Annotated in this window: 13 protein-coding genes; 9 read left to right on the top strand and 4 right to left on the bottom strand. The window is 71.3% G+C overall.

The window, feature by feature from the left end; genetic code table 11:
- The 4 genes from AOK17_RS20975 (at position 1) to AOK17_RS20990 (ending at position 6,517) form a co-directional block, all read left to right on the top strand.
- Entirely contained in the window at positions 1-987 is a 987-nt protein-coding gene (locus AOK17_RS20975) for an aldo/keto reductase (RefSeq protein ID WP_055614068.1), read from the top strand.
- Positions 981-1,958, top strand: a complete 978-nt coding sequence (gene rfbB, locus AOK17_RS20980; protein ID WP_055614055.1) for a dTDP-glucose 4,6-dehydratase — start codon at positions 981-983, stop codon at positions 1,956-1,958. Before AOK17_RS20975 ends, rfbB begins: the two co-directional genes overlap by 7 nt.
- 704 nt (positions 1,959-2,662) lie before the next feature.
- Positions 2,663-5,440, top strand: a complete 2,778-nt coding sequence (locus AOK17_RS20985) for a helix-turn-helix transcriptional regulator (RefSeq protein WP_079053178.1) — start codon at positions 2,663-2,665, stop codon at positions 5,438-5,440.
- 174 nt (positions 5,441-5,614) lie between these two features.
- Complete coding sequence (locus tag AOK17_RS20990) at positions 5,615-6,517, top strand: proline iminopeptidase-family hydrolase (RefSeq protein ID WP_055614057.1); 903 nt, start codon at positions 5,615-5,617, stop codon at positions 6,515-6,517.
- Positions 6,518-6,525: 8 nt separating this feature from the next.
- Here the strand turns inward: AOK17_RS20990 and AOK17_RS20995 are convergent, their stop codons facing one another.
- Positions 6,526-6,774, bottom strand: a complete 249-nt coding sequence (locus tag AOK17_RS20995) for an acyl carrier protein (RefSeq protein ID WP_055614058.1) — start codon at positions 6,772-6,774, stop codon at positions 6,526-6,528.
- Positions 6,775-6,998: 224 nt separating this feature from the next.
- Here AOK17_RS20995 and AOK17_RS21000 point away from each other — a divergent pair, with 224 nt between their 5' ends.
- The 5 genes from AOK17_RS21000 to AOK17_RS21020 are packed head-to-tail and all read left to right on the top strand — an operon-like array spanning position 6,999 to position 14,930.
- Positions 6,999-8,549 carry an AMP-binding protein gene (locus tag AOK17_RS21000; protein WP_055614059.1) on the top strand — a complete coding sequence of 517 codons (1,551 nt, stop codon included), beginning with the start codon at positions 6,999-7,001 and terminating at the stop codon, positions 8,547-8,549.
- Complete coding sequence (locus AOK17_RS21005) at positions 8,546-9,817, top strand: type III PLP-dependent enzyme domain-containing protein (protein ID WP_055614060.1); 1,272 nt, start codon at positions 8,546-8,548, stop codon at positions 9,815-9,817. Before AOK17_RS21000 ends, AOK17_RS21005 begins: the two co-directional genes overlap by 4 nt.
- A complete protein-coding gene (locus tag AOK17_RS21010; protein ID WP_055614061.1) occupies positions 9,811-10,335 on the top strand; it encodes a cobalamin B12-binding domain-containing protein in 525 nt (174 codons plus the stop codon). Before AOK17_RS21005 ends, AOK17_RS21010 begins: the two co-directional genes overlap by 7 nt.
- A complete protein-coding gene (locus tag AOK17_RS21015) occupies positions 10,332-11,702 on the top strand; it encodes a methylaspartate mutase (RefSeq protein WP_079053179.1) in 1,371 nt (456 codons plus the stop codon). Before AOK17_RS21010 ends, AOK17_RS21015 begins: the two co-directional genes overlap by 4 nt.
- A 24-nt stretch (positions 11,703-11,726) precedes the next feature.
- On the top strand, positions 11,727-14,930 hold the full coding sequence (locus tag AOK17_RS21020) for an ATP-binding protein (RefSeq protein WP_055614062.1): 3,204 nt from the start codon (positions 11,727-11,729) through the stop codon (positions 14,928-14,930).
- Between the two features lie 332 nt (positions 14,931-15,262).
- Here AOK17_RS21020 and AOK17_RS21025 read toward each other — a convergent pair whose 3' ends face one another.
- From AOK17_RS21025 to AOK17_RS21035, 3 genes are all read right to left on the bottom strand, one after another.
- Complete coding sequence (locus AOK17_RS21025) at positions 15,263-16,924, bottom strand: MFS transporter (protein ID WP_055614063.1); 1,662 nt, start codon at positions 16,922-16,924, stop codon at positions 15,263-15,265.
- A gap of 74 nt (positions 16,925-16,998) precedes the next feature.
- Positions 16,999-17,874, bottom strand: a complete 876-nt coding sequence (gene rfbA, locus AOK17_RS21030) for a glucose-1-phosphate thymidylyltransferase RfbA (RefSeq protein WP_055614064.1) — start codon at positions 17,872-17,874, stop codon at positions 16,999-17,001.
- Positions 17,875-17,954: 80 nt separating this feature from the next.
- Positions 17,955-19,256, bottom strand: a complete 1,302-nt coding sequence (locus AOK17_RS21035) for an activator-dependent family glycosyltransferase (protein ID WP_055614065.1) — start codon at positions 19,254-19,256, stop codon at positions 17,955-17,957.
- Between the last annotated feature and the right edge of the window lie 159 nt (positions 19,257-19,415).

Genomic DNA, 19,415 nt, shown 5'->3' on the forward strand with positions numbered 1-19,415 from the left:
ATGCCGTACACCCAGTTGGGCCGGACCGCGCTGCGGGTCTCCCGGCTCAGCCTGGGCACGCTCAACCTGGGAGTGCGTACCACCAAGGACGAGGCGTTCGCCCTGATGGACGACGCCCTGGACCGGGGCATCAACGTCTTCGACACGGCCGACCAGTACGGCTGGCAGCTGCACAAGGGGTTCACCGAGGAGCTGATCGGCGAGTGGTTCGCCCTGGGCGGCGAGCGGCGCGAGCGGGTGGTGCTCGGCACCAAGGTGTTCAACCCGATGACCGACCGGGTCAACGACCAGGGTCTTTCGGCCCGTCACATCATTGCCGCCTGCGAGGACTCGTTGCGGCGGCTGCGTACCGACTGGATCGACCTGTACCAGATGCACCATGTGGACCGGGCGGCCTCCTGGGAGGAGGTCTGGCAGGCCATGGAGGTGCTGGTGCAGCAGGGCAAGATCCGTTACGTCGGCTCGTCCAACTTCGCCGGCTGGCATCTGGCCGCGGCGCAGGAGGCGGCCCGCCGGCGGCACTTTCTGGGCGTGGTGTCCGAGCAGTGTGTCTACAACCTGGTGACTCGCCATGTGGAGTTGGAGGTGATTCCTGCCGCGCAGGCGTACGGGATCGGGGTGCTGGTCTGGTCGCCGCTGCACGGTGGGCTGCTGAGCGGCGCGCTGCGCAAACTGGAGGAGGGCAGCGCGGTCAAGACGGCGCAGGGCCGTGCCATGGTGGCGCTGGAGACGTGGCGGGAGGAGATCACCCGTTACGAGAAGCTGTGCGAGCGGCAGGGTCTGGATCCGTCCGAGGTGGCGCTCGCCTGGCTGCTCGGCCGTCCCGGGGTGACCTCGGTGGTGGTCGGACCGCGCACCGCCGGGCAGTTGGACGGGGCGTGCCGGGCACTGTCGCTCACCCTGGACGAGGAACTGCTGGGTGGTCTTGAGGAGTTGTTCCCGCCGGTCGGCAACGGCGGGCCCGCTCCGGAGGCATGGGCATGGTGAGCCGGGTGCTGGTCACCGGAGGGGCCGGGTTCATCGGCTCGCACTATGTGAGGACGCTGGTGGCCGGGGGCTATCCGGCGTGGACGGGGGCCGCGGTCACGGTGCTCGACAAGCTCACCTACTCGGGGAACATGGACAATCTGGCGCCGGCCGAGGGCGGGTTCCGCTTCGTGCACGGCGACATCTGCGACACCGAGCTGCTCGCCGAGGTGGTGCCGGGCCACGACGTGGTGATCAACTTCGCCGCGGAGACGCATGTGGACCGTTCCATCACCGCGTCGGGCACGTTCGCGCGGACCAATGTGATGGGCACGCACCGGCTGGCACTGGCCTGCCTGGACGCGGGCGTCGCGCAGTTCGTCCAGGTGTCCACGGACGAGGTCTACGGCAGTATCACGGAGGGCTCGTGGCGGGAGGATGCCCCCGTCTCGCCCAACTCCCCCTACGCGGCGGCCAAGGCGGGCGGCGATCTGCTGGCGCTGGCCTGTGCGCGCACTCACGGTCTTGATGTACGGGTCACCCGTTGCGGCAACAATTACGGACCGTACCAGTTTCCCGAGAAGGTAATTCCGCTCTTTGTCACCAGTCTTCTGGAGCGGCGCAAAGTGCCGTTGTACGGAGACGGATTGAACACCCGGGACTGGATTCATGTGGACGACCACTGCCGGGGTATCCAACTGGTGGCGGAGCGCGGCGAGCCTGGCGAGGTCCATCACATCTCGGGGGACATGGAACTGACCAATCTCTCGCTCACCGAGCGGCTGTTGCGGGCCCTGGACCTGGGCCCGGAGATGATCGAGTGGGTTGCCGACCGCAAGGGCCACGACCGGCGTTACTCGCTGAACGGCGACAAACTGCGGTCCCTGGGCTTCCGTCCCACTACGGGTTTCGACGAGGGGCTGGAGGCCACAATCCGTTGGTACGTGGACAATCCGGGCTGGTGGAAGCCGCTGTTGGCGGATCCGAGGTAGCCGCCCGGCCGGAACCGGACCACCCCGGCGCCCCCCTTTGGCACACCTGCTCCCTGCTCATCTCGGCCGCCTCCTCGTCCCGGACGAGCGTCCGGCGCACCTGAATCTCGTCCGCACCGCACCGAATTGACATGTACAGCCCCTTCCGGGCATCAGGAATTGCGTGATCCACCCATTCAGGAATGACATGCTCCGCACGGGCAGGGAATGACCTGTTCCGCTCCTTCGGGAATGGCAATTGCTCATGAAGATCGCGCGGCGCCCGAACGTGTTCCGGCCGGTCCGCCGCTAGATCGCCGGTCGGGCCCGGGAATTAACCCACGAGTAACGTGCGGAGATCCCCGGACGCCCCTGCCCCCTGGGGGCGCGCTCCGGCGCGCGCGCAACTCCGGGCGGTGTCGCCCCACCGGTTTCTTACCCACCCAACTAGGGCTTGGAGTAGAGGGAATTAGGGGCGTAGGGTCTGGGTACTGAGGACGCACGGACGGGGCGTGCGGCCGACTGGTGAGGCAACCGTGCGATGTGGTTGTGCCTGACTCCGCTTGAGTCGTTGCCGACGCCGTAGCCGTCTGTGTCCTTTTGTAATCAGTCACAGAGTTCACTCGCACCACAGCGACGTCTTCACGTCGTGAGGAATTGACTCAGCAGACCGACCAGAATCGAGGCACTCCCGGGATCAACACTGAACGGGGGCAGGGGGACGCATGTTTCTGATCGAGCGTGCACGAGCGCTTTCACATCTACAGGATCTTCTCCAGGCTGCGCAGGACAACAGAGGCAGCATCGCAGTAATCACCGGACCGGTAGCCGTAGGAAAAACCGAACTGGCGCATTCCCTGGTTCAGACAGCGGAAAAAGAATTGGGAGTAGTGGTACTCAACGCCCAGGCACTCACGGCCGAAGGTCCCGATCAGGCGGGAATCTTCGAGCAGCTCGCCCAGGGGCTGGAATCGACCTACGGAGAGGCGGCGGATCCGGGTCCGCCCGACGTGAACGGATCGCCGGCGGAACGCAGTGACCGCCAGATCGCGGAGGACATCGTCCGCTTCTCCCGCAGGACGCCGCTGCTGGTCGTGGTGGACGACCTGCATCACGGCGATCCCGAATCGCTGGCCGGTGTCCTCCATCTGGTCCGGCTCGCCCGGACCGCCCGGATCATGGTCGTGCTGGTGCTTCCGGACTGCTCGCGTCTGGACATCCCGCTCTTTCACGCCGAGTTGCTGCGTGAGCCGCACTGCACCCGGTTCTCGCTCTCGCCGCTGTCCTCGGCCGGAGTGCTCGAAGTCGTGGCCCGGAGCCTGGACCCCGGGACCGCGGAGCGCACCGCCGAGGACTACCACCGCTTCAGCGGCGGCAATCCCCTGGTGCTGCGCGCGCTCATCGAGGAGTCGCGCGGCACCGAGCCCGCAACGGCCGAGGAGCGCAAACGGCCGGACGAGGGCAGGGTGCGGGCCGGGCAGATCTCGGCACTGGCAGTCCTGACCTCCCTGCACCGCAGCGGCCCGGAGGCCGTGGAGGTGGCGCGGGGCATAGCGTTACTCGGCCCGGTGGCATCGGTGGAGATGCTGGCGCTGCTCCTCGGCTCCAGCACCGACCTCGTCGCCTACCGGATCAGGACGCTGCGGGATGCCGGGATCCTGCACGAGATGCGGTTCCGCCACCCGGGAGCCGCCGAAATGGTCCTGGGAGACCCCGAGTTCGGCCAGCTGCAGGCCACCCATTACCGGGTGGCCGTGTTGTTGGAGGCCGAGGGATTCAGCCCGTCGCGGGTGGCCCGCCACCTCGTGGCTGCCGGGACCACCACCGGGGCGTGGACCACCTCGGTACTGCGGGAGTCGGCACAGGAGGCGATCGGCCAGAACGACTGGGCCTTCGCCGCCGTGTGCCTGGAGCTGGCCATGCGCGGACCGCTCGACGAGGAGGACAAGGGCCTGGTCATCACCGAACTGATCAGGGCCCAGTGGCGGCTGAACCCGGCCCGGGTCATCAAGTACCTGCCCCAGTGCTACGAGTTGCAGCGCAAGGGCATGATCCCGGACCGGGACCTCGTCTCCCTGACGGGGATCTTCCTGTGGCACGGCCGTGCCGAGGAGGCGGCGACCATGCTGGCCGACGCGGCCGGCCGGGCCACCGACCCGGTCGACCGGGCGGAGCTCCACTGCTTCCTGAGCTGGGCGACGATCAGCTATCCGGAGCTGCGTGCGCGGATGGCCGAGGCCGACGACTCGCTGTTCGACCGTCTATCCGAAGCGGTCGACCCGGGCTCGCTGCGCCTGCAGGGAGCGTTGCACGCGGCCTTCGGCGCGCAGGGCCGCAGCGATGTCGGCACACTCACCGAGTCCGTGCTCAGTGAGCGGGTCACCCGCAGCGAGGCGGTCGCGACCGTGCTCCAGGTGCTGGTCTACGCCGACGAGCTGGAACTGGCGGAGGAGTGGGACCGCCGGGTCATGGCGGACACGGCGGAGCCGGGGCCGAGCAGTTCGCGCGGCGTCCACCACGCGATCCGGGCGGAGATCATGCGCCGCAGAGGGGATCTCTCCGCGGCCGAATGGCACGCGGAGACGGCCCTGAAGCACATGGCGCCACGGGCCTGGGGAGTGGCCCTGGGACTGCCGCTGGCCGTGCTGGTGTCCGCCCACACGGCACGTGGCAACCTCGCCCAGGCCGACGAGTACCTGTCGTGGATCGTGCCCCAGGAGATGTCCCACACGCTCTACGGTGTGGCTCATCTGCACGCCCGGGGCCGCTACCGGCTGGCCGCCGGTCAGCACTGGGCCGCCCAGCAGGACTTCCTGTCCTGCGGGGAGCTGGTGACGCGCTGGAACATGGACGTGGCCTCGTTCGTCCCGTGGCGGCTGGGTGCGGCCGAGGCCGCGCTCGCGCAGGGCGACCGGCCGGAGGCCAGGCGTCTGGTCGAGCAGCATCTGCGACAGCCGCACGGCAGCCTCCCGCAGAGCCGCGGCGCGGCCCTGCGGGTGTACGCGGGCGCCGTGGACGGCCATCGCAGGCTGACCGCGCTGACCGAGGCGGCCGAACTGCTGTCCGAGGGGAGCAACTGGCACCAGCGGTTTCTGGTGCTGACCGACCTGAGCCTGGCCTACCAGGACCTCGGGGACTCCCAGCGGGCCCGCGCGACCGGCGAGCAGGCGTGGCACAGCGCGATCCGTTGCGGGGCGGAGCGCCTGGCGCGCACGCTGCTGCCCCACTCCAGCACCGCCGCCCGTCCCGATCCGACCGAGCTGCCCACCTGGTCGGTGATCGCCTCGGCGCAGCTCAGCGAGGCGGAACTGCGGGTGGCGGAACTGGCCGCGGCCGGGGACACCAACCGGGAGGTCTCCCGGAAGCTTTTCATCACCATCAGCACGGTCGAGCAGCATCTCACCCGGGTCTACCGCAAGTTGCAGCTCTCCGGGCGGACGGATCTGCAGCGGTACCTGGCCGGGGACAGCACGGTGGGTTCGGTGGCCGGCCGCTCCGGCTGACCGACCGCCGCGTCCACGGTTCCCTAGGGGGCAGACCGGCCGATTAGGGGTGGAAGCGGGTGGGTGGCGTACGTAGCCTGCGTGCGTCACCCACCCGCCTCCCGCGGGTCGGTGTGCGTCGCCCACCCGCACCCCGCGGGTCGGTCCGCTTCCGAGGAACTGAGGTGATCCCCCATGGCCGCGACCACCGGCACCCGAGGCAGGGTGCGGTTCGGGGAGTGGCAGACCTGGTACCGGGTGACCGGCGACCTGGGCTCCGGCCGACCGCCGCTCGTCGTCGCGCACGGGGGGCCGGGGAGCACACACGACTACCTGCTGGGGCTGACCGCTCTCGCCGAGGAGGGCTGGCCGGTCGTCCACTACGACCAGCTGGGCAACGGCGGCTCCTCCCATCTGCCGGACCGCGGCGCGGACTTCTGGACGGTGTCACTGTTCCTCGACGAGCTGGACAACCTGCTGTCGGGTCTGGGCGTCGCGGACGACTACGCGCTGCTCGGCCACTCCTGGGGCGGAATGCTGGCCGCCCGGCACGCGGCGGGCCGCCCGCCTGGGCTGCGCGGGCTGGTCATCGCGAGTTCCCCTGCGTCCTATCCGCTGTGGCTGCGGGAAATGAAGGTGCTGCGCGACCGGTTGCCGCCCGGGGTCAATGACACCCTGCTGCACCACGAGGCCGCGGACACCACCGAAAGCCACGCCTACCTCAAGGCGATGCGCTGCTTCTACGACCGGCATGTGTGCCGATTGAAGCCCTGGCCGCGGGAATTCATGGCGTCGTTCTACGAGATCTACAACGATCCGACCGTCTACTTCACGATGAACGGGCCGACGGAGTTCCACGTCATCGGGACTCTGCGGGACTGGTCGGTCGTGGAATGCTGTCCGGACATCGCCGTTCCCACACTTCTGACCTCGGGCCGGCACGACGAGGCGACACCGGTCACGATGCAGCCGTTCGCGGACCTCATTCCCGACGTTCGCTGGGAGATCTTCGAGGAGTCCAGTCACGTACCGCACATCGAGGAGCCCGAGCGGTTCCGGACGGTATTGTCCGAATTCCTGAACGGGCTCCTCGCCTGATGCGTGGATCAGACCGCGGGCGCGCTCAGATCGCGCAGCACCGCCCAGAGCGTCGCCGGCGTCGCGAACGTCTCCAGGGTCAGCGCGTCGTCGGCCAGCCTGAGACCGTAGGCGTTCTCCAGCGCGCTGAGCAATTCCACCGTACCCAATGAGTCCAGGCCGAGATCGCGCAGTGTCGCGTCCTCGTCCAGGAGCTCCTCGGGACCGAGAAACGGCAGATACCTGCGCACGATTTCCTCGAACCGCTCATCCCACATGGTGACTCCGTAGAATCGCGAAATCCTCAAAATCCAACGCGTACATCACATCGGGAACGCGCAGGTCCGGGCAACCCTTAACGCCCCCAGAGGGAAATTCGGCGGCGTAGGGGTGGCTAGGGGTCTTTCGGCGGGCCACCGCCTCCTTACTGTGCGGCTTCGGAAAGGCTCTCGACAGAACTCCCCCGCAAAACGGGGATGTCGGCGCGAACGGGAGGGAGCACATGAAGGAACTCGCGGTTTCGGACGTCGCCACGCGGAAGGCGGCGGCCGACGGCGGGCTGGTCCACGAGCTGCTGGAACAGGCCGTGTTGACGGCGGCGGACGCCCCCGCGGTACGCGACGCCGACGGGATGTGGACCTACCGGCGGCTGAGCGAGCTGAGCCAGGCGTTCGGAGCCTGGCTCGACGCCCGGAGTGTGGGCCACGGCGACCGGCTCGTGGTCCAGGCGCCCAGCCGCCGGGAACTGGTCGCGATGTTCTACGGCGCCGTCTCCCGCGGTGCCGTCCTCGTCCCGCTCAACCCGGGGATGAAGGCCTTCCACCTGGAGTCCGTGCTGGCCAACGCCGAGCCCGCCATGATGATCGGAGCCGGGCCGAACACCGGACGGCTGCGAGAACTCACGACGGTCCCGGTGCACGACCAGGCCGAGTTGTGGCCGGAGGTGGAGGCGCTGGCAAACGGCGTCCCGTCGGCACCGGCCGCCGAGGTCAGGCCGCAGGACATCGCCGTCCTCGTCTACACCTCGGGCAGCACCGCCGCGCCCAAGGCCGTGGTCTGCCCGCACGCCCAGATGACCTTCGCCTCGCGGGCCATCGACGAGGTCCTCGCGTACCGGCCGGACGACGTGGTGTTCTGCCGGTTCCCGATCTCGTGGGACTACGGGCTCTACAAGGTGCTGCTGACGTGCATCGGCCGCAGCGAACTGGTGCTGGCCGACGAGGAGTCCGACCTGTCCCTGCTGCGGCGGATGCGGGAGACGCGCGCCACGGTGGTGCCGATCGTCCCCTCGCTGGCGCAGATGATCGTCTCGCTCGCCCGGCGCGGTCCGGGTGGGCTGCCGCCGGTGCGGATGTTCACCAACACCGGGGCAGCCCTGCCGACCACGACGATCCGGGCTCTGCGCGAACTGTTCCCTGGTGTCCGGGTGGTCCGCCAGTTCGGCCAGACCGAGTGCAAGCGCGTATCGATCATGCCTCCCGAGGAGGACGAGGAACGGCCGGGCTCGGTCGGGCTGCCGCTGCCCGGCACGCGGGTGCTGATCCTGGACGCCGAGGGGCAGCCTCTGCCGACCGGGGAGACCGGCGAGATCGTGGCCACGGGCCCGCATGTGATGCCCGGCTACTGGCGGGTGCCGGAGCAGACGGCCCGCGCGTTCCGCGGCGACCCGGTCACCGGCCGGCCGCGGCTGCACACCGGCGACTACGGGCGGCTGGACGGTGACGGCTATCTGTACTTCGAGGGCCGGCGCGACGACATGTTCAAGCGCAAGGGCATCCGGATGAGCACGGTGGAGATCGAGGCCGCGGCCCTGGACGTACCGGGCGTGCGGGCGGCAGCCGCCCTTCCGCCCTCCGGCGGCACCGATCTGGCGATCGTGGTGGAGGGCGAGCCCGGGGTCGAACCGCACGTGGTCCTGCGGGAGTTGGCTGCCCGTCTGGAGCCCGCGAAGGTGCCGGCGGTGTGCCGGGTGGTCGCCGAGCTTCCGCTGACGGCCCACGGCAAGAACGCCCGCCGTGAACTGACGGCACTGCTTGAGGAGACCGGTCCGTGAACCGCTACGCGGAGCTCGCCGAACGCTTCGGAACCCCGCTGTACGTCTACGACCTCGACGAGGTGGAGGCCGCCAGGGCGGAGCTGTTCGAAGCCCTGCCGGAGGGCAGCGGCGTGTACTACGCGCTCAAGGCCAACCCGCACCCGGACATCGCCCGTGCGCTGCGCGAAGGCGGAGGCGGTTCCTCGGTCGGCGGCGGGGAAGCCTGCCGGGCGGAGATCTCCTCCGGCGGGGAGCTGGCCGCGGCCCTGGAGGCGGGCTTCGACCCGGCCGACTGCCTCTACACCGGACCGGGCAAGACCACCGCCGAGCTGGAACACGCCCTGGCCGCCGGAGTGCGGATGTTCTCCACCGACTCGGTCACCGATGTACAGCGGGTGGGCGCCGCCGCCGCGCGGCACGGTCTGGTCGCCGACTGCCTGCTGCGGGTCAACGGCGCTCTGTCAGGCGCCACCACCGGCATCCGGATGACCGGCCGGCCCTCGCAATTCGGCTTCGACGTCGAGCAGTTGCCCGAGGCGGTGCCCCAACTGCGCCGCACCGAGGGCGTACGGCTGGCCGGGCTGCACTTCTTCCCGCTGAGCAACGCCGAGGACGAGGCCGGCCTGATCGGCGAGTTCGAGCACACGCTCGTCCAGGCCGCCACGATCGAGCGGGAGTCGGACCTGCCCCTGGCCGTACTGGACCTGGGCGGCGGGTTCGCCGCGCCCTACGGGGTGCCGGGCACCCGGAGCAGTTACCCGAAGCTGCGGTCCGAACTCCAGTCGGTCCTGGACACCCATCTGCCGCACTGGCGCGGCGGCACACCGGCCATCGCCTTCGAGTCGGGGCGGTACCTGGTGGCGTGTGCGGGCACCCTGCTGCTGGGCGTCACCAACGTCAAGAAGGGCCGGGACCGCACCTTCGTCGTCCTGGACGGCGGTATCAACACCTTCGGCGGCATGTCCGGCCTGGGACGCCTGCTGCCTGCCGCCGTGGCGCTCGACGGCGACGGCGCCCCGCCCGTCACGACCGCCAGCCTGGTGGGGCCGCTGTGCACCCCGGGCGATGTGCTGGGCCGGGATGTGGACGTACCGCCGCTGCGGCCGGGCGACGTGGTCACCGTGCCCAACGCCGGTGCCTACGGCGTCAGCGCGAGCCTGCTGGCGTTTCTGGGCAGACCCGCTCCCACCGAGGTGGTGGTGCGTGGCCGCGAGATCGTCTCGGTGTCGCGGCTGGAGTACCGGCGCTCCCCGCTGCCGACGGACTCGACGGAGTCGACGTGGTGAACGAACCGGCGAGGCTGCCCGCCCCGCGCGGCACGGTGATCGTCAGCAGCGTCGCCTCCGACGCGCACACCTGGAACCTGGTGCTGCTCCAGCTGCTGCTGGAGGAGATGGGCTACCACGTGATCAACCTGGGCCCGTGCGTTCCCGACGCGCTGCTGGTCGAGGAGTGCGTCCTGCGCCAGCCCACCATGGTGGTCATCAGCAGCATCAACGGCCATGGCTACGCCGACGGCCTGCGTCTGGCGCCCCGACTGCGGGCCCGGCCGGAACTGGCCGCCACGCCCATCGTCATCGGCGGCAAGCTCGGCGTGGTCGAGGACGCCACCGAACGCGACCGGCAGTCCGCGGTCCTGCTGGAGGCCGGTTTCGACGCCGTGTTCGCCGACGCGCACGCCACCGACCTGTGCCGCTACCTCCGCTCCGGGGAGCCCGTCGGCCAGTCCACAGGGACGTCCGTAGGGCCGTCCGCCGGACAGGCGGTGCCGCGGACGGTGGCCGGGGCACCGGGCCGGCCGTGAACAGCCGGCACCGCGTCCCCGCGCTCCGCGGCGTCGATTTCGGGGAGTTCGTCAGGCGGCGGGCCGCGGCCGGGACGCTGGTCGTTCAGCCCCGGATGGGCTTCGACGACCCGCGGAAGATGCGGGCCGGACTGTCCGCCACCAAGTCGGCCGCCGCGGCGACCGTGGGCACCGTGACCCTGGACAGCTACACCCGGCTGCGGGACGACGCGGCACTCGCCGACGCCCTGGCCAGGGGCCGCCCGCTGAACGGCTACCCGATCGTCGCCCACGATCGCGCGGTCACCGAGGCGATGCTGGCTGGGCTGTACGGCCCAGACTTCCCGGTCCAGGTCCGGCACGGCTCGGCGGTGCCGCAGGACATCTTCGAGGCACTGGTCGCGCTGCGCCTCAACGCCACCGAGGGCGGTCCGGTCTCGTACTGCCTGCCCTACGGGCGCACCCCGCTGGCGGAGTCGGTGCGCAACTGGACCCAGTGCGTGCGGCGGTTCGCGGAACTGCGGGAGGAGGGCGCCGAGCCGCATCTGGAGACGTTCGGCGGCTGCCTGATGGGCCAACTGTGCCCGCCCGGCCTGCTGGTGGCGGTCTCCGTACTCGAAGCGCTGTTCTTCCAGCAGCACGGGGTACGCAGCGTCTCGCTCAGCTATGCCCAGCAGACCCACGCCGGGCAGGACCGGGAGGCGGTGGCCGCGCTGCGGCGCCTGTGCGGCGAGCTGCTCCCGGCCGGGAGCTGGCACGTGGTGGTCTACGCCTACATGGGGCTGTACCCGGTCACCGTCCAGGGCGCCTACCGACTGCTGGGGGCGGCGGCCGAACTGGCGGTGCGTTCCGGGGCGGAGAGGCTGATCGTCAAGACGGTCGCGGAGTCGCGGCAGATCCCGCCGATCGAGGAGAACGTGGCGGCACTGGAGTTCGCCGCCGCCACGGCGGCCCGTACCGTCCGCGACGGCCGGTCCGACGCGGAGGACAGTGAGACCTACCAGGAGGCGGCGGCACTGGTCCACGCGGTGCTCGGCCTGGGGCGGGACCTCGGTGGTGCGCTGGTCCGGGCGTTCGAGCGCGGCTATCTGGACGTCCCCTACTGCGTGCACCCCGACAACCGTGGGCGCACCCGCAGTCACCTCGACGGCGAAGGCAGGCTGCGCTGGGCCGACCCGGGAGCACTGCCGCTGGCACGGCACGGCCGGACCGGCGCGGCCCGCCGGGTCACTTCGGCCGAACTCCACGCCGATCTGCACTTTGTGCGCAGGGCCTTCGACGGCGCCGACGAGGAGCGAGTGGCCCTCACGGGCGGTTCGGCCGCCGTACCGGTTCAGGACGGTCTCCCCAACGGCTCCCCGGAGATCGCCCGGGCAGAGGGTTCCTGACGGTGTGTCGGTGATAATCGGAGTATGTGGCTGTGGGTCCTGGGCGAGTTGAGGGTGCTGCGCGACGACCTGAGCCCGGTCGAGATCCGCGGTCCCCGGGCCCGCTCGCTGCTCGTCCTGCTGGCGCTGCACGCCGACCGGCCGGTCACGGTCGACACCCTGATCGACGGCCTGTACGGCAGCCGTCCTCCGGGAGACGCGCTCAACGCGCTGCACTCGCAGGTCTCCCGGCTGCGCCGCGAGTTGCGCAAGGCCGACCGCCGCGAGCTGGTCGAGTCCCATGCCGCCGGGTACCGGCTGGCGGCCGACCCGCAGGACATCGACGCGCATCGCTTCGAGCGGTTGAGCGCGCACGGCAGACGGGAGCTGGCCGCGGGCGACCACGGCCGGGCCGCCGAACTGCTGCGCGAGGCACTGGCCCTGTGGTCCGGGCCGGCGCTCGCCGGACTGGACGGGGCTCCGTTCGCCCGCGCGCAGGCGGTGCGCTTGGACGAACTGCGGCTGGAGGCTCTGGAGGACCGGGCCGAGGCGGATCTCGCCCTGGGCAGGCATCGTGAACTGGTCACCGGGTTACGGCAGTTGGTCGCTGACCACCCGCTGCGCGAGCGCCCGCACGGGCAGTTGATGCGTGCGCTCCACGGCTGCGGCCGACGCGCCGAGGCGCTGGCGGTCTTCCAGGAGCTGCGCCGCACGCTGGCCGACGAGCTGGGCAACGACCCCTCCGACGAACTGTGCGCGGTGCAGCTGGCGGTGCTGCGGGGCGACGCCTCGCTGACCCCGGCGGCCCCACCGGTCCCGGCCTCGCTCTCGGTCTCGGTCTCCGTCGGCGGCACCCGCACCCCGCTGCCCGCGCAGCTGACCAGTTTCGTCGGGCGCCGCGACGAACTGGAGCGGGTGGGCCGGCTGCTGGGGCCCCTGGAGCGCGGCGGGGGCGCCCGGCTGGTCACCGTGGTCGGTCCCGGGGGCGCGGGCAAGACCAGGCTGGCGATCGAGGCCGCGGGCCGGGAGGCGGGCGCCACCGCGTTCGTCGACCTGGGCGGCACTCGGGACAGCCTCGGGGTGCCGCAACTGGTGCTGAACGCGCTGGGCATGCGGGAGGGCGTGCTTGCCCCCGGCGGGCGTCAGGGGCAGCCGCCGGACGCCGTCGAGCGGCTCACCACCGCGCTGTCCGGCACGTCGGTGCTGCTGGTGCTGGACAACTGCGAGCACGTGATCGAGGAGGCCGCGGCGCTGGTGCACCGGCTGCTGAGTTCCTGCCCCCGGGTGCGGGTGCTCGCCACGAGCCGGGAGGCGCTGGGCATCACCGGCGAGATGCTGTGTCCGCTGCCGCCGCTCGCCCCGCCGCCGGAGGGGGTCACCGCGCAACGGGCCACGGAGTATCCGGCGGTCCGTCTGTTCGCCGACCGGACGGCCGCGGTGCGCCCCGGTTTCCGGGTGGACGAGGAGAACGTGTCCGCCGTGGTACGGATCTGCCGCGCCCTGGACGGTCTGCCACTGGCGATCGAGCTGGCGGCGGCCCGGGTTCGCGCGCTGCCGGTGGACGCCGTCGCCGCCCGTCTCGACGACCGGTTCCGGCTGCTGAGCCGGGGCAGCCGCACGGCCTCGCCGCGCCATCAGACGCTGCGCGCGGTGGTGGGCTGGAGCTGGGACCTGTTGGAGGAGGACGAACAGCGGCTGGCCATGCGGCTGACGGTGTTCGCGGGCCCCTTCACCCTGGAGGCGGCGGGCAGCGTGTGCGGGCTGCCGGACGCCGAGGCGGTGGAGCTGCTCGCCGGGCTGGCCGACAAGTCGCTGATCGAGGGCAACGGCGGGCGATACCGGATGCTCAGCACCGTACGGGCGTTCTGCGCGGAGCGGCTGGCCGAAGCGGGCGAGGAGGAGCGACTGCTGCGCCGGCACGCGGAGTACTTCGCCGAACTGGCGCGGGCCGCCGAGCCGCACCTGCGCGGCGCGGGACAGCTGACGTGGCTGTCGCGGCTGGCCGAGGAGCACGCCGATCTCCAGGCCGCGCTGCGCTGGGCGGTGCGTGGCGATCAGGAGCTGGCGCTGGGCATGATCGCCGCGCTGTCGTCGTACTGGTGGCTGCGCGGGCTGCGCACGGACGGCGCCTCAGCCTCCGTCGAGCTGCTGCGGGAGATCGGTACGGGACCGCCCGCCGGGCTGGAGGAGGAGTACGTGCTGTGCGTGCTGAACGCGGCGGCCAAAGGCGAGGCGGGCAGGGCACTCCAGGCACATCTGGCGCGTGCCGAGACGGTGATGGCCGAGCCGTTCTGGCCACCCCGCTACCCCTTTCTGACCGTGCTGTGGGTGATGGGCACGGGGCTGCCGCGACCGCTGGAGGTGTCCGGGCTCCTGGAGCGCTCCGATCCCTGGTCGGGGGCGCTGGTCCGGCTGGGCCAGGGGCACATGGCGCTCTTCGGCGGCGAAGTGGCGGAGGCCGAGCGGCAGTTCGAGCGGTCACTGGGCGAGTTCCGGTCCCAGGGGGATCGCTGGGGAACGGTGCTGTGCCTGGCGGAGCTGGCCATGCTGGCGGGCTGGCGGGGCCGCCCGGAGCGCTCGCAGACGCTGTACGACGAGGCGTTGGAGCTGGCGGGGCGGTTGGGCGCGGTGGAGGACATCGCGGATCTGCTGTGCCGCAAGGGCGACGGGCTGGTGGCGGTGGGCGAGTTCGGCCGGGCGCGGGAGGCGTACGAGCGGGCGGCCGGGACCGCGCGGGAGAACGGGGCGCCGCAGCGTCCCGCGGCCGTCGAGTGGGGCCTGGGTGAGATCGCCCGGCTGGGCGGCGATCCGCGGGAGGCCCGGCTGCGGTACGAGGCGGCGCTGGGGGCGTGTGCCACCGGCTGGTTCGCGGCCGAGGAGCTGCGGGCCCGGGTGTTCGTGGCGCTGGGCCGGATCGCCGAGGCCGAGCGGGATCCGGCACGGGCCGCCGAATGGCACCGGCGGGCGCTGGACGTGACGATCGGCCACAACCTGGCCGGTGCCGCTGAGGCCGTGGAGGCGCTGGCCGGCGCCACGCTGCTGACCGGGGACGTGACGCGGGCGGCGGTGCAGCTCGGACTCGGCGCCGGCCTGCGGGGAATCTCCCGGGCGCACGACCCGGACGTGGCGCGTATCGCCCGGCAGGCGGCCGACCGGCTGGGCCCGGACGCCTACCGGACCGCCTACGGGCGGGGCCGGACGATGGACCGGCAGGCGGCCCTGACCTTCCTCGACCACACCCCCGGGTGACCGCGGGTCCCCCGGAGGGCGTGGGCTGACGGAGAACCCGGGCAAAGGGGTGCCGCCCCCTCCCTCCCGGGCAGGGGCAGTAACTGGCGTCACCCGCTTGCCAGTTGGCCCGGTCAGCGGTTCATGCTCCGGCGCGGTCGTGGCCCGTGTTCCCAGGCCATTGAGTGGCTCGTGCTCCTGGCCCGGTCGGTGGCCTGTGTTCCCGGCCCGGTCGGTGGCTCGTGCTCCTGTCCCAGTCGGTGGCCCGTGTTCGGGCCCAGGCACTGGTTCACGTTCCTGGCACGGTCATCGCCGGTGAACCGTCCGAGCCGTCCGCGACGTTCCGGCTCGGCCTAGGTGGCCGCTTTGCCGGAGCTGTTCGCGACACCCGCGACACCCGCGCCGTCCTTGGCGGTCTGGCCACCCGAGCCGTCCGGCTCGGCCGTGCCGTCCGGGTCGTCCGCATCGTCCGAGCCGGTCGGGTCGTCGTCGGACGGCTCCGCGATCACCTTGGGCACGTTGCGTAGCGCCACCAGGGCGAACACCGCGACGCAGGCGATCACCCCGGCGGCGACCAGCGCGGTGGCGTGGAAGGCGTCGATGAACGACTGCCGTGCCGCTTCCAGGACTTGGTCCGCCACCTCCGGTGGCAGCGAGGCGGAGGTCAGGACCGCGGTACTGATCGACTCCTCGACGGCCGGCACGGCGTCCGCCGGCACTCCGGGCGGCAGGTCCAGCCCGCGGGCGTAGGCGGCGTTCAGCACGCTGCCGAGCACGGCGATGCCCAGCGCGCCGCCGACCTCCATGGACGTCTCCGAGATGGCGGCGCCGGATCCGGCCCGTTCCTTGGGCACGGTCGCGAGGACGGTGTCGCCGGTGACCGTGAACGCCATGCCGAAGCCCAGCCCGGCCGGCACCATGGCCAGTACGAACACCGGGTAGTTCAGCGTCAGACCGGCCATCGTGTAGCAGCTGATGCCGACCGCGGCCAGACCCATCCCCAGGAAGACCACGCGGGCCCGTCCGATGGCGGTGATCAGGGGCGCCGCGAGCACCCCGCCGAGTGTCGCCCCGGCGGCGCCCGGCAGACCGGCCAGACCGGCTTTCAGCGGCGACCAGCCCAGCACCGACTGGAAGTACTGCGCGAAGATCAGCGACTGGGCGACCATCGCGAACATGGCGAACATGTTGGTGCTGATCGCCCCGGAGAAGGCGATCCGGCGGAAGAGCCGCACATCGATCAGCGGATGGCTGAGCCTGGTCTGCCGCTTCACGAAGACCGTCAGGGCGACCACGCCGACGAGCGCCGTCACGCCCACGCCGACCTGGGCCACCCCGTCCTTCGCCGCCTCCTTGATCGCGTACACCACGGCGATGAGACCACCCACCGACAGCACCACGCTCAGCGGGTCCAGCCGGCCCGGTGAGGGGTCGCGCGACTCGGGCAGGATCAGGAAACCGGCCACGCCGATCGCCAGCAGGATCGGCAGGTTGATCAGGAAGACCGAACCCCACCAGAAGGAGTCGAGCAGCAGACCGCCGACGATGGGGCCGACCACGAACCCGGACGCCGACACCCCGCTCCACACGCCGATCGCCGCGGTGCGCTGCTTGGGATCGGTGAAGACGTTGCGGATGATCGACAGCGTGGAGGGCATGATGGCCGCGCCGGCCACACCGAGCAATGTGCGCGCCACGATCAGCAGTTCGGCGCTGGGCGCGTACGCCGACAGCACCGAGGCGACCGCGAACGCGCCGGTGCCGAGCAGCAGCAGCCGCTTGCGGCCGATACGGTCGCCGATCGAGCCCATGGTGATCAGCAGACCGGCCACGACGAAGCCGTAGATGTCGGCGATCCACAGGATCTGTGTGCCCGAGGGCCCCAGATCGGTGACCAGGGCGGGCACGGCCAGATGCAGCACGGTGAGGTCGACGGTCAGCAGGAGGACCGCCAGGCAGGCGATGGCCAGTGTGGCCGCCTTCTGGAAGCTCCCGACGGCGGGTGAGGATTCCATGGGACTGAGTCTCCCTAGTTGGTCTTACCGCCCACGCACCGGCCGCTTACCGCTCGCGCACCGTCCGTGCGGGGTCAGGACAGTTCTTCGGCGACTGCGCGCACATACGCGCCGTACTCGGAGGAGGGCTGCCGGCTGCCGAGTTCGTGGCAGGCCGCCGCGTCGATGAAGCCCATCCGCAGCGCCACCTCCTCGACGCAGGCGATCCGGACGCCCTGCCGCTGCTCCAGCACATGTACGTACTGTCCTGCCGCCAGCAGTGAGCCCGGGGTGCCGGCGTCGAGCCAGGCGAAGCCCCGGCCGAGGTCGACCAACCGGGCCTTGCCGCGCCGCAGGTAGTGCTGGTTGACGTCGGTGATCTCCAGTTCGCCTCGGGCCGAGGGCCGCAGGTTCTTGGCGATGTCGACAACCTCGTTGTCGTAGAAGTAGAGGCCGACGACGGCCCGGTTGGACCGCGGCCTGGCCGGCTTCTCCTCGATCGTGATCAGCCGGCCGTCCGCGTCGGTCTCGCCCACGCCGTACCGGTGCGGGTCGTCCACGGGGTAGCCGAAGAGCACACACCCGTCGATGTCGTCCGGGGAGTTCCGCTGGAGGGTCTCGTAGAAGTTGTGCCCGTGGAAGATGTTGTCGCCCAGCACCAGCGCGACCGGGTCGTCGCCGATGGCGTCGGCGGCCAGCACGAACGCCTCGGCCAGGCCGCCGGGCACCGGCTGTTCCACGTAGTCGAGCCACAGCCCCAGATCGGAGCCGTCGCCCAGCAGCCGCCGGATCTGCGGCAGGTCGGCCGGGGTGGAGATGACCGTGATCTCGCGGATCCCGGCCAGCATCAGCGCCGACAGCGGGTAGTAGATCATCGGCTTGTCGTTGACCGGCAGCAGTTGCTTGGACACCGCCACGGTCACCGGATGCAGCCGGGTCCCGTGACCGCCGGCCAGCAGGATGCCCTTCATGCGTTTCATGGGTCCGGCCGCGCCCGGCCGCGGGGGCGCCACGGGACGCCCCCCGGTGTCAGGTGTGACCGGCATGGTGGTCACTCCGCCACGGGGCGCCGGCCGCCGCGCTCGGCCGCCAGCCGCTCCAGTTCGGGCACGATGTCGTGCGGGGTGGGCAGGGCCAGCAGCTCCGTGCGCAGCCGGTCGGCGTTCTGCCGGAACCCGGGTTCGGCCAGCAGCCGGGCCAGCTTCTCCCGCAGCGTGTCGGCGGTGAACTCCGACGGGTCGATGACCAGTCCCGCGCCCTGCTGCTCCAGCGCCACCGCGTTGCCCTTCTCGTCCCACAGCCAGCCGGGGACGACGATCTGCGGAACTCCGTGCCGCAGGGCGTTCTGCAGGGTGCCCATGCCACCGTGGTGGATGATCGCCGAGCAGGTCGGCAGCACCTCGTTGAGCGGCACGAAGTCGACGATCCGGACGTTGTCCGGCAGCCCCGACCCGGCCAGTGCTTCGGCGGCCTCGGCGCCGGCCGTCGCGATCAGCTCGACCTCCAGGTCGGCCGCGGCGGCGAGCAGGTCGCCGATCGGGAAGCCCTCCTTGTACGCGCCCGGCAGCGACAGGCCCAGGGTGAGGACGACCCGGGGCAGCTTGGGCCGCTCGTGCACCCAGTCGGGCACCACGGCGGGCCCGTTGTACATGACCGGGCGTACGGGCAGCCGGTCGAGGCCGGCCGGGACGCGCACCCACGACGGGAGGGGGTCGATGGTGCGCTGGCCGACGACCAGGTCCTCGCCGAATGCCCCGGCGCCCTCCGGGTCCAGGCCGAGCGAGCTCAGCCGCGCGGCCATCCAGCCCGCCATCGCGTCCATCCTGTCCTCCGGTGTCTGCTCCGCGCCACGCTCCAGGAACACCTCGCGCATCCGGGCCCAGTGGTCGGTGCCGAACAGCAGCCGCGCGTGGGCCGCCCCGCAGGCGCGGGCCACCACCGGGCCCACGTATGTCATGGCGTCCCAGACCACCAGGTCGGGCTGCCACTCTCGGGCGAAGCGGGCCAGGTCCTCCAGCATGGTCTGGCTGCCGACGCCCTCGGCGACGTAGGTGTACGCCCCGAACGTGTCCCGGACGTACTCCCAGGTCAGCTTCTGGGGGTCGGTCTCGGTGAGGTCGTAGCCGGTCCCGTAGCCGGGCTCGCTGCTCTCCGCGGACTGCTGGGACCGCTGGAGCAGGGCCAGTTCCTCGCCCACCGGGACGGCGGTGAGCCCGGCACGCGTGATCGTCTCGGTGAGGTCGGGCTGACTGGCGACCCGCACTTCGTGCCCCGCGGCGCGCAGCGCCCAGGCGATCGGAACGGAATTGTAGAAGTGCGAATCGAGGGCCAGGACTGTGAAAAGCACGCGCATGCGAATTCTCCCGTCGGACACGGAATGCCGAGTTGCGACGGTATGAGGGGTGCCCCGGGCGGCCAACCCCTAGGAGGATCCCGCGGCCCTTAACCCTCCCCCGACGTATGCCCGTTGGCGTTAGGGGTTCTCCCGCGCCGTTCCTTCCCTCATATTCGG

Source organism: Streptomyces phaeochromogenes (assembly GCF_001418655.1).
In the GTDB taxonomy this organism is placed as follows: domain Bacteria; phylum Actinomycetota; class Actinomycetes; order Streptomycetales; family Streptomycetaceae; genus Streptomyces; species Streptomyces phaeochromogenes.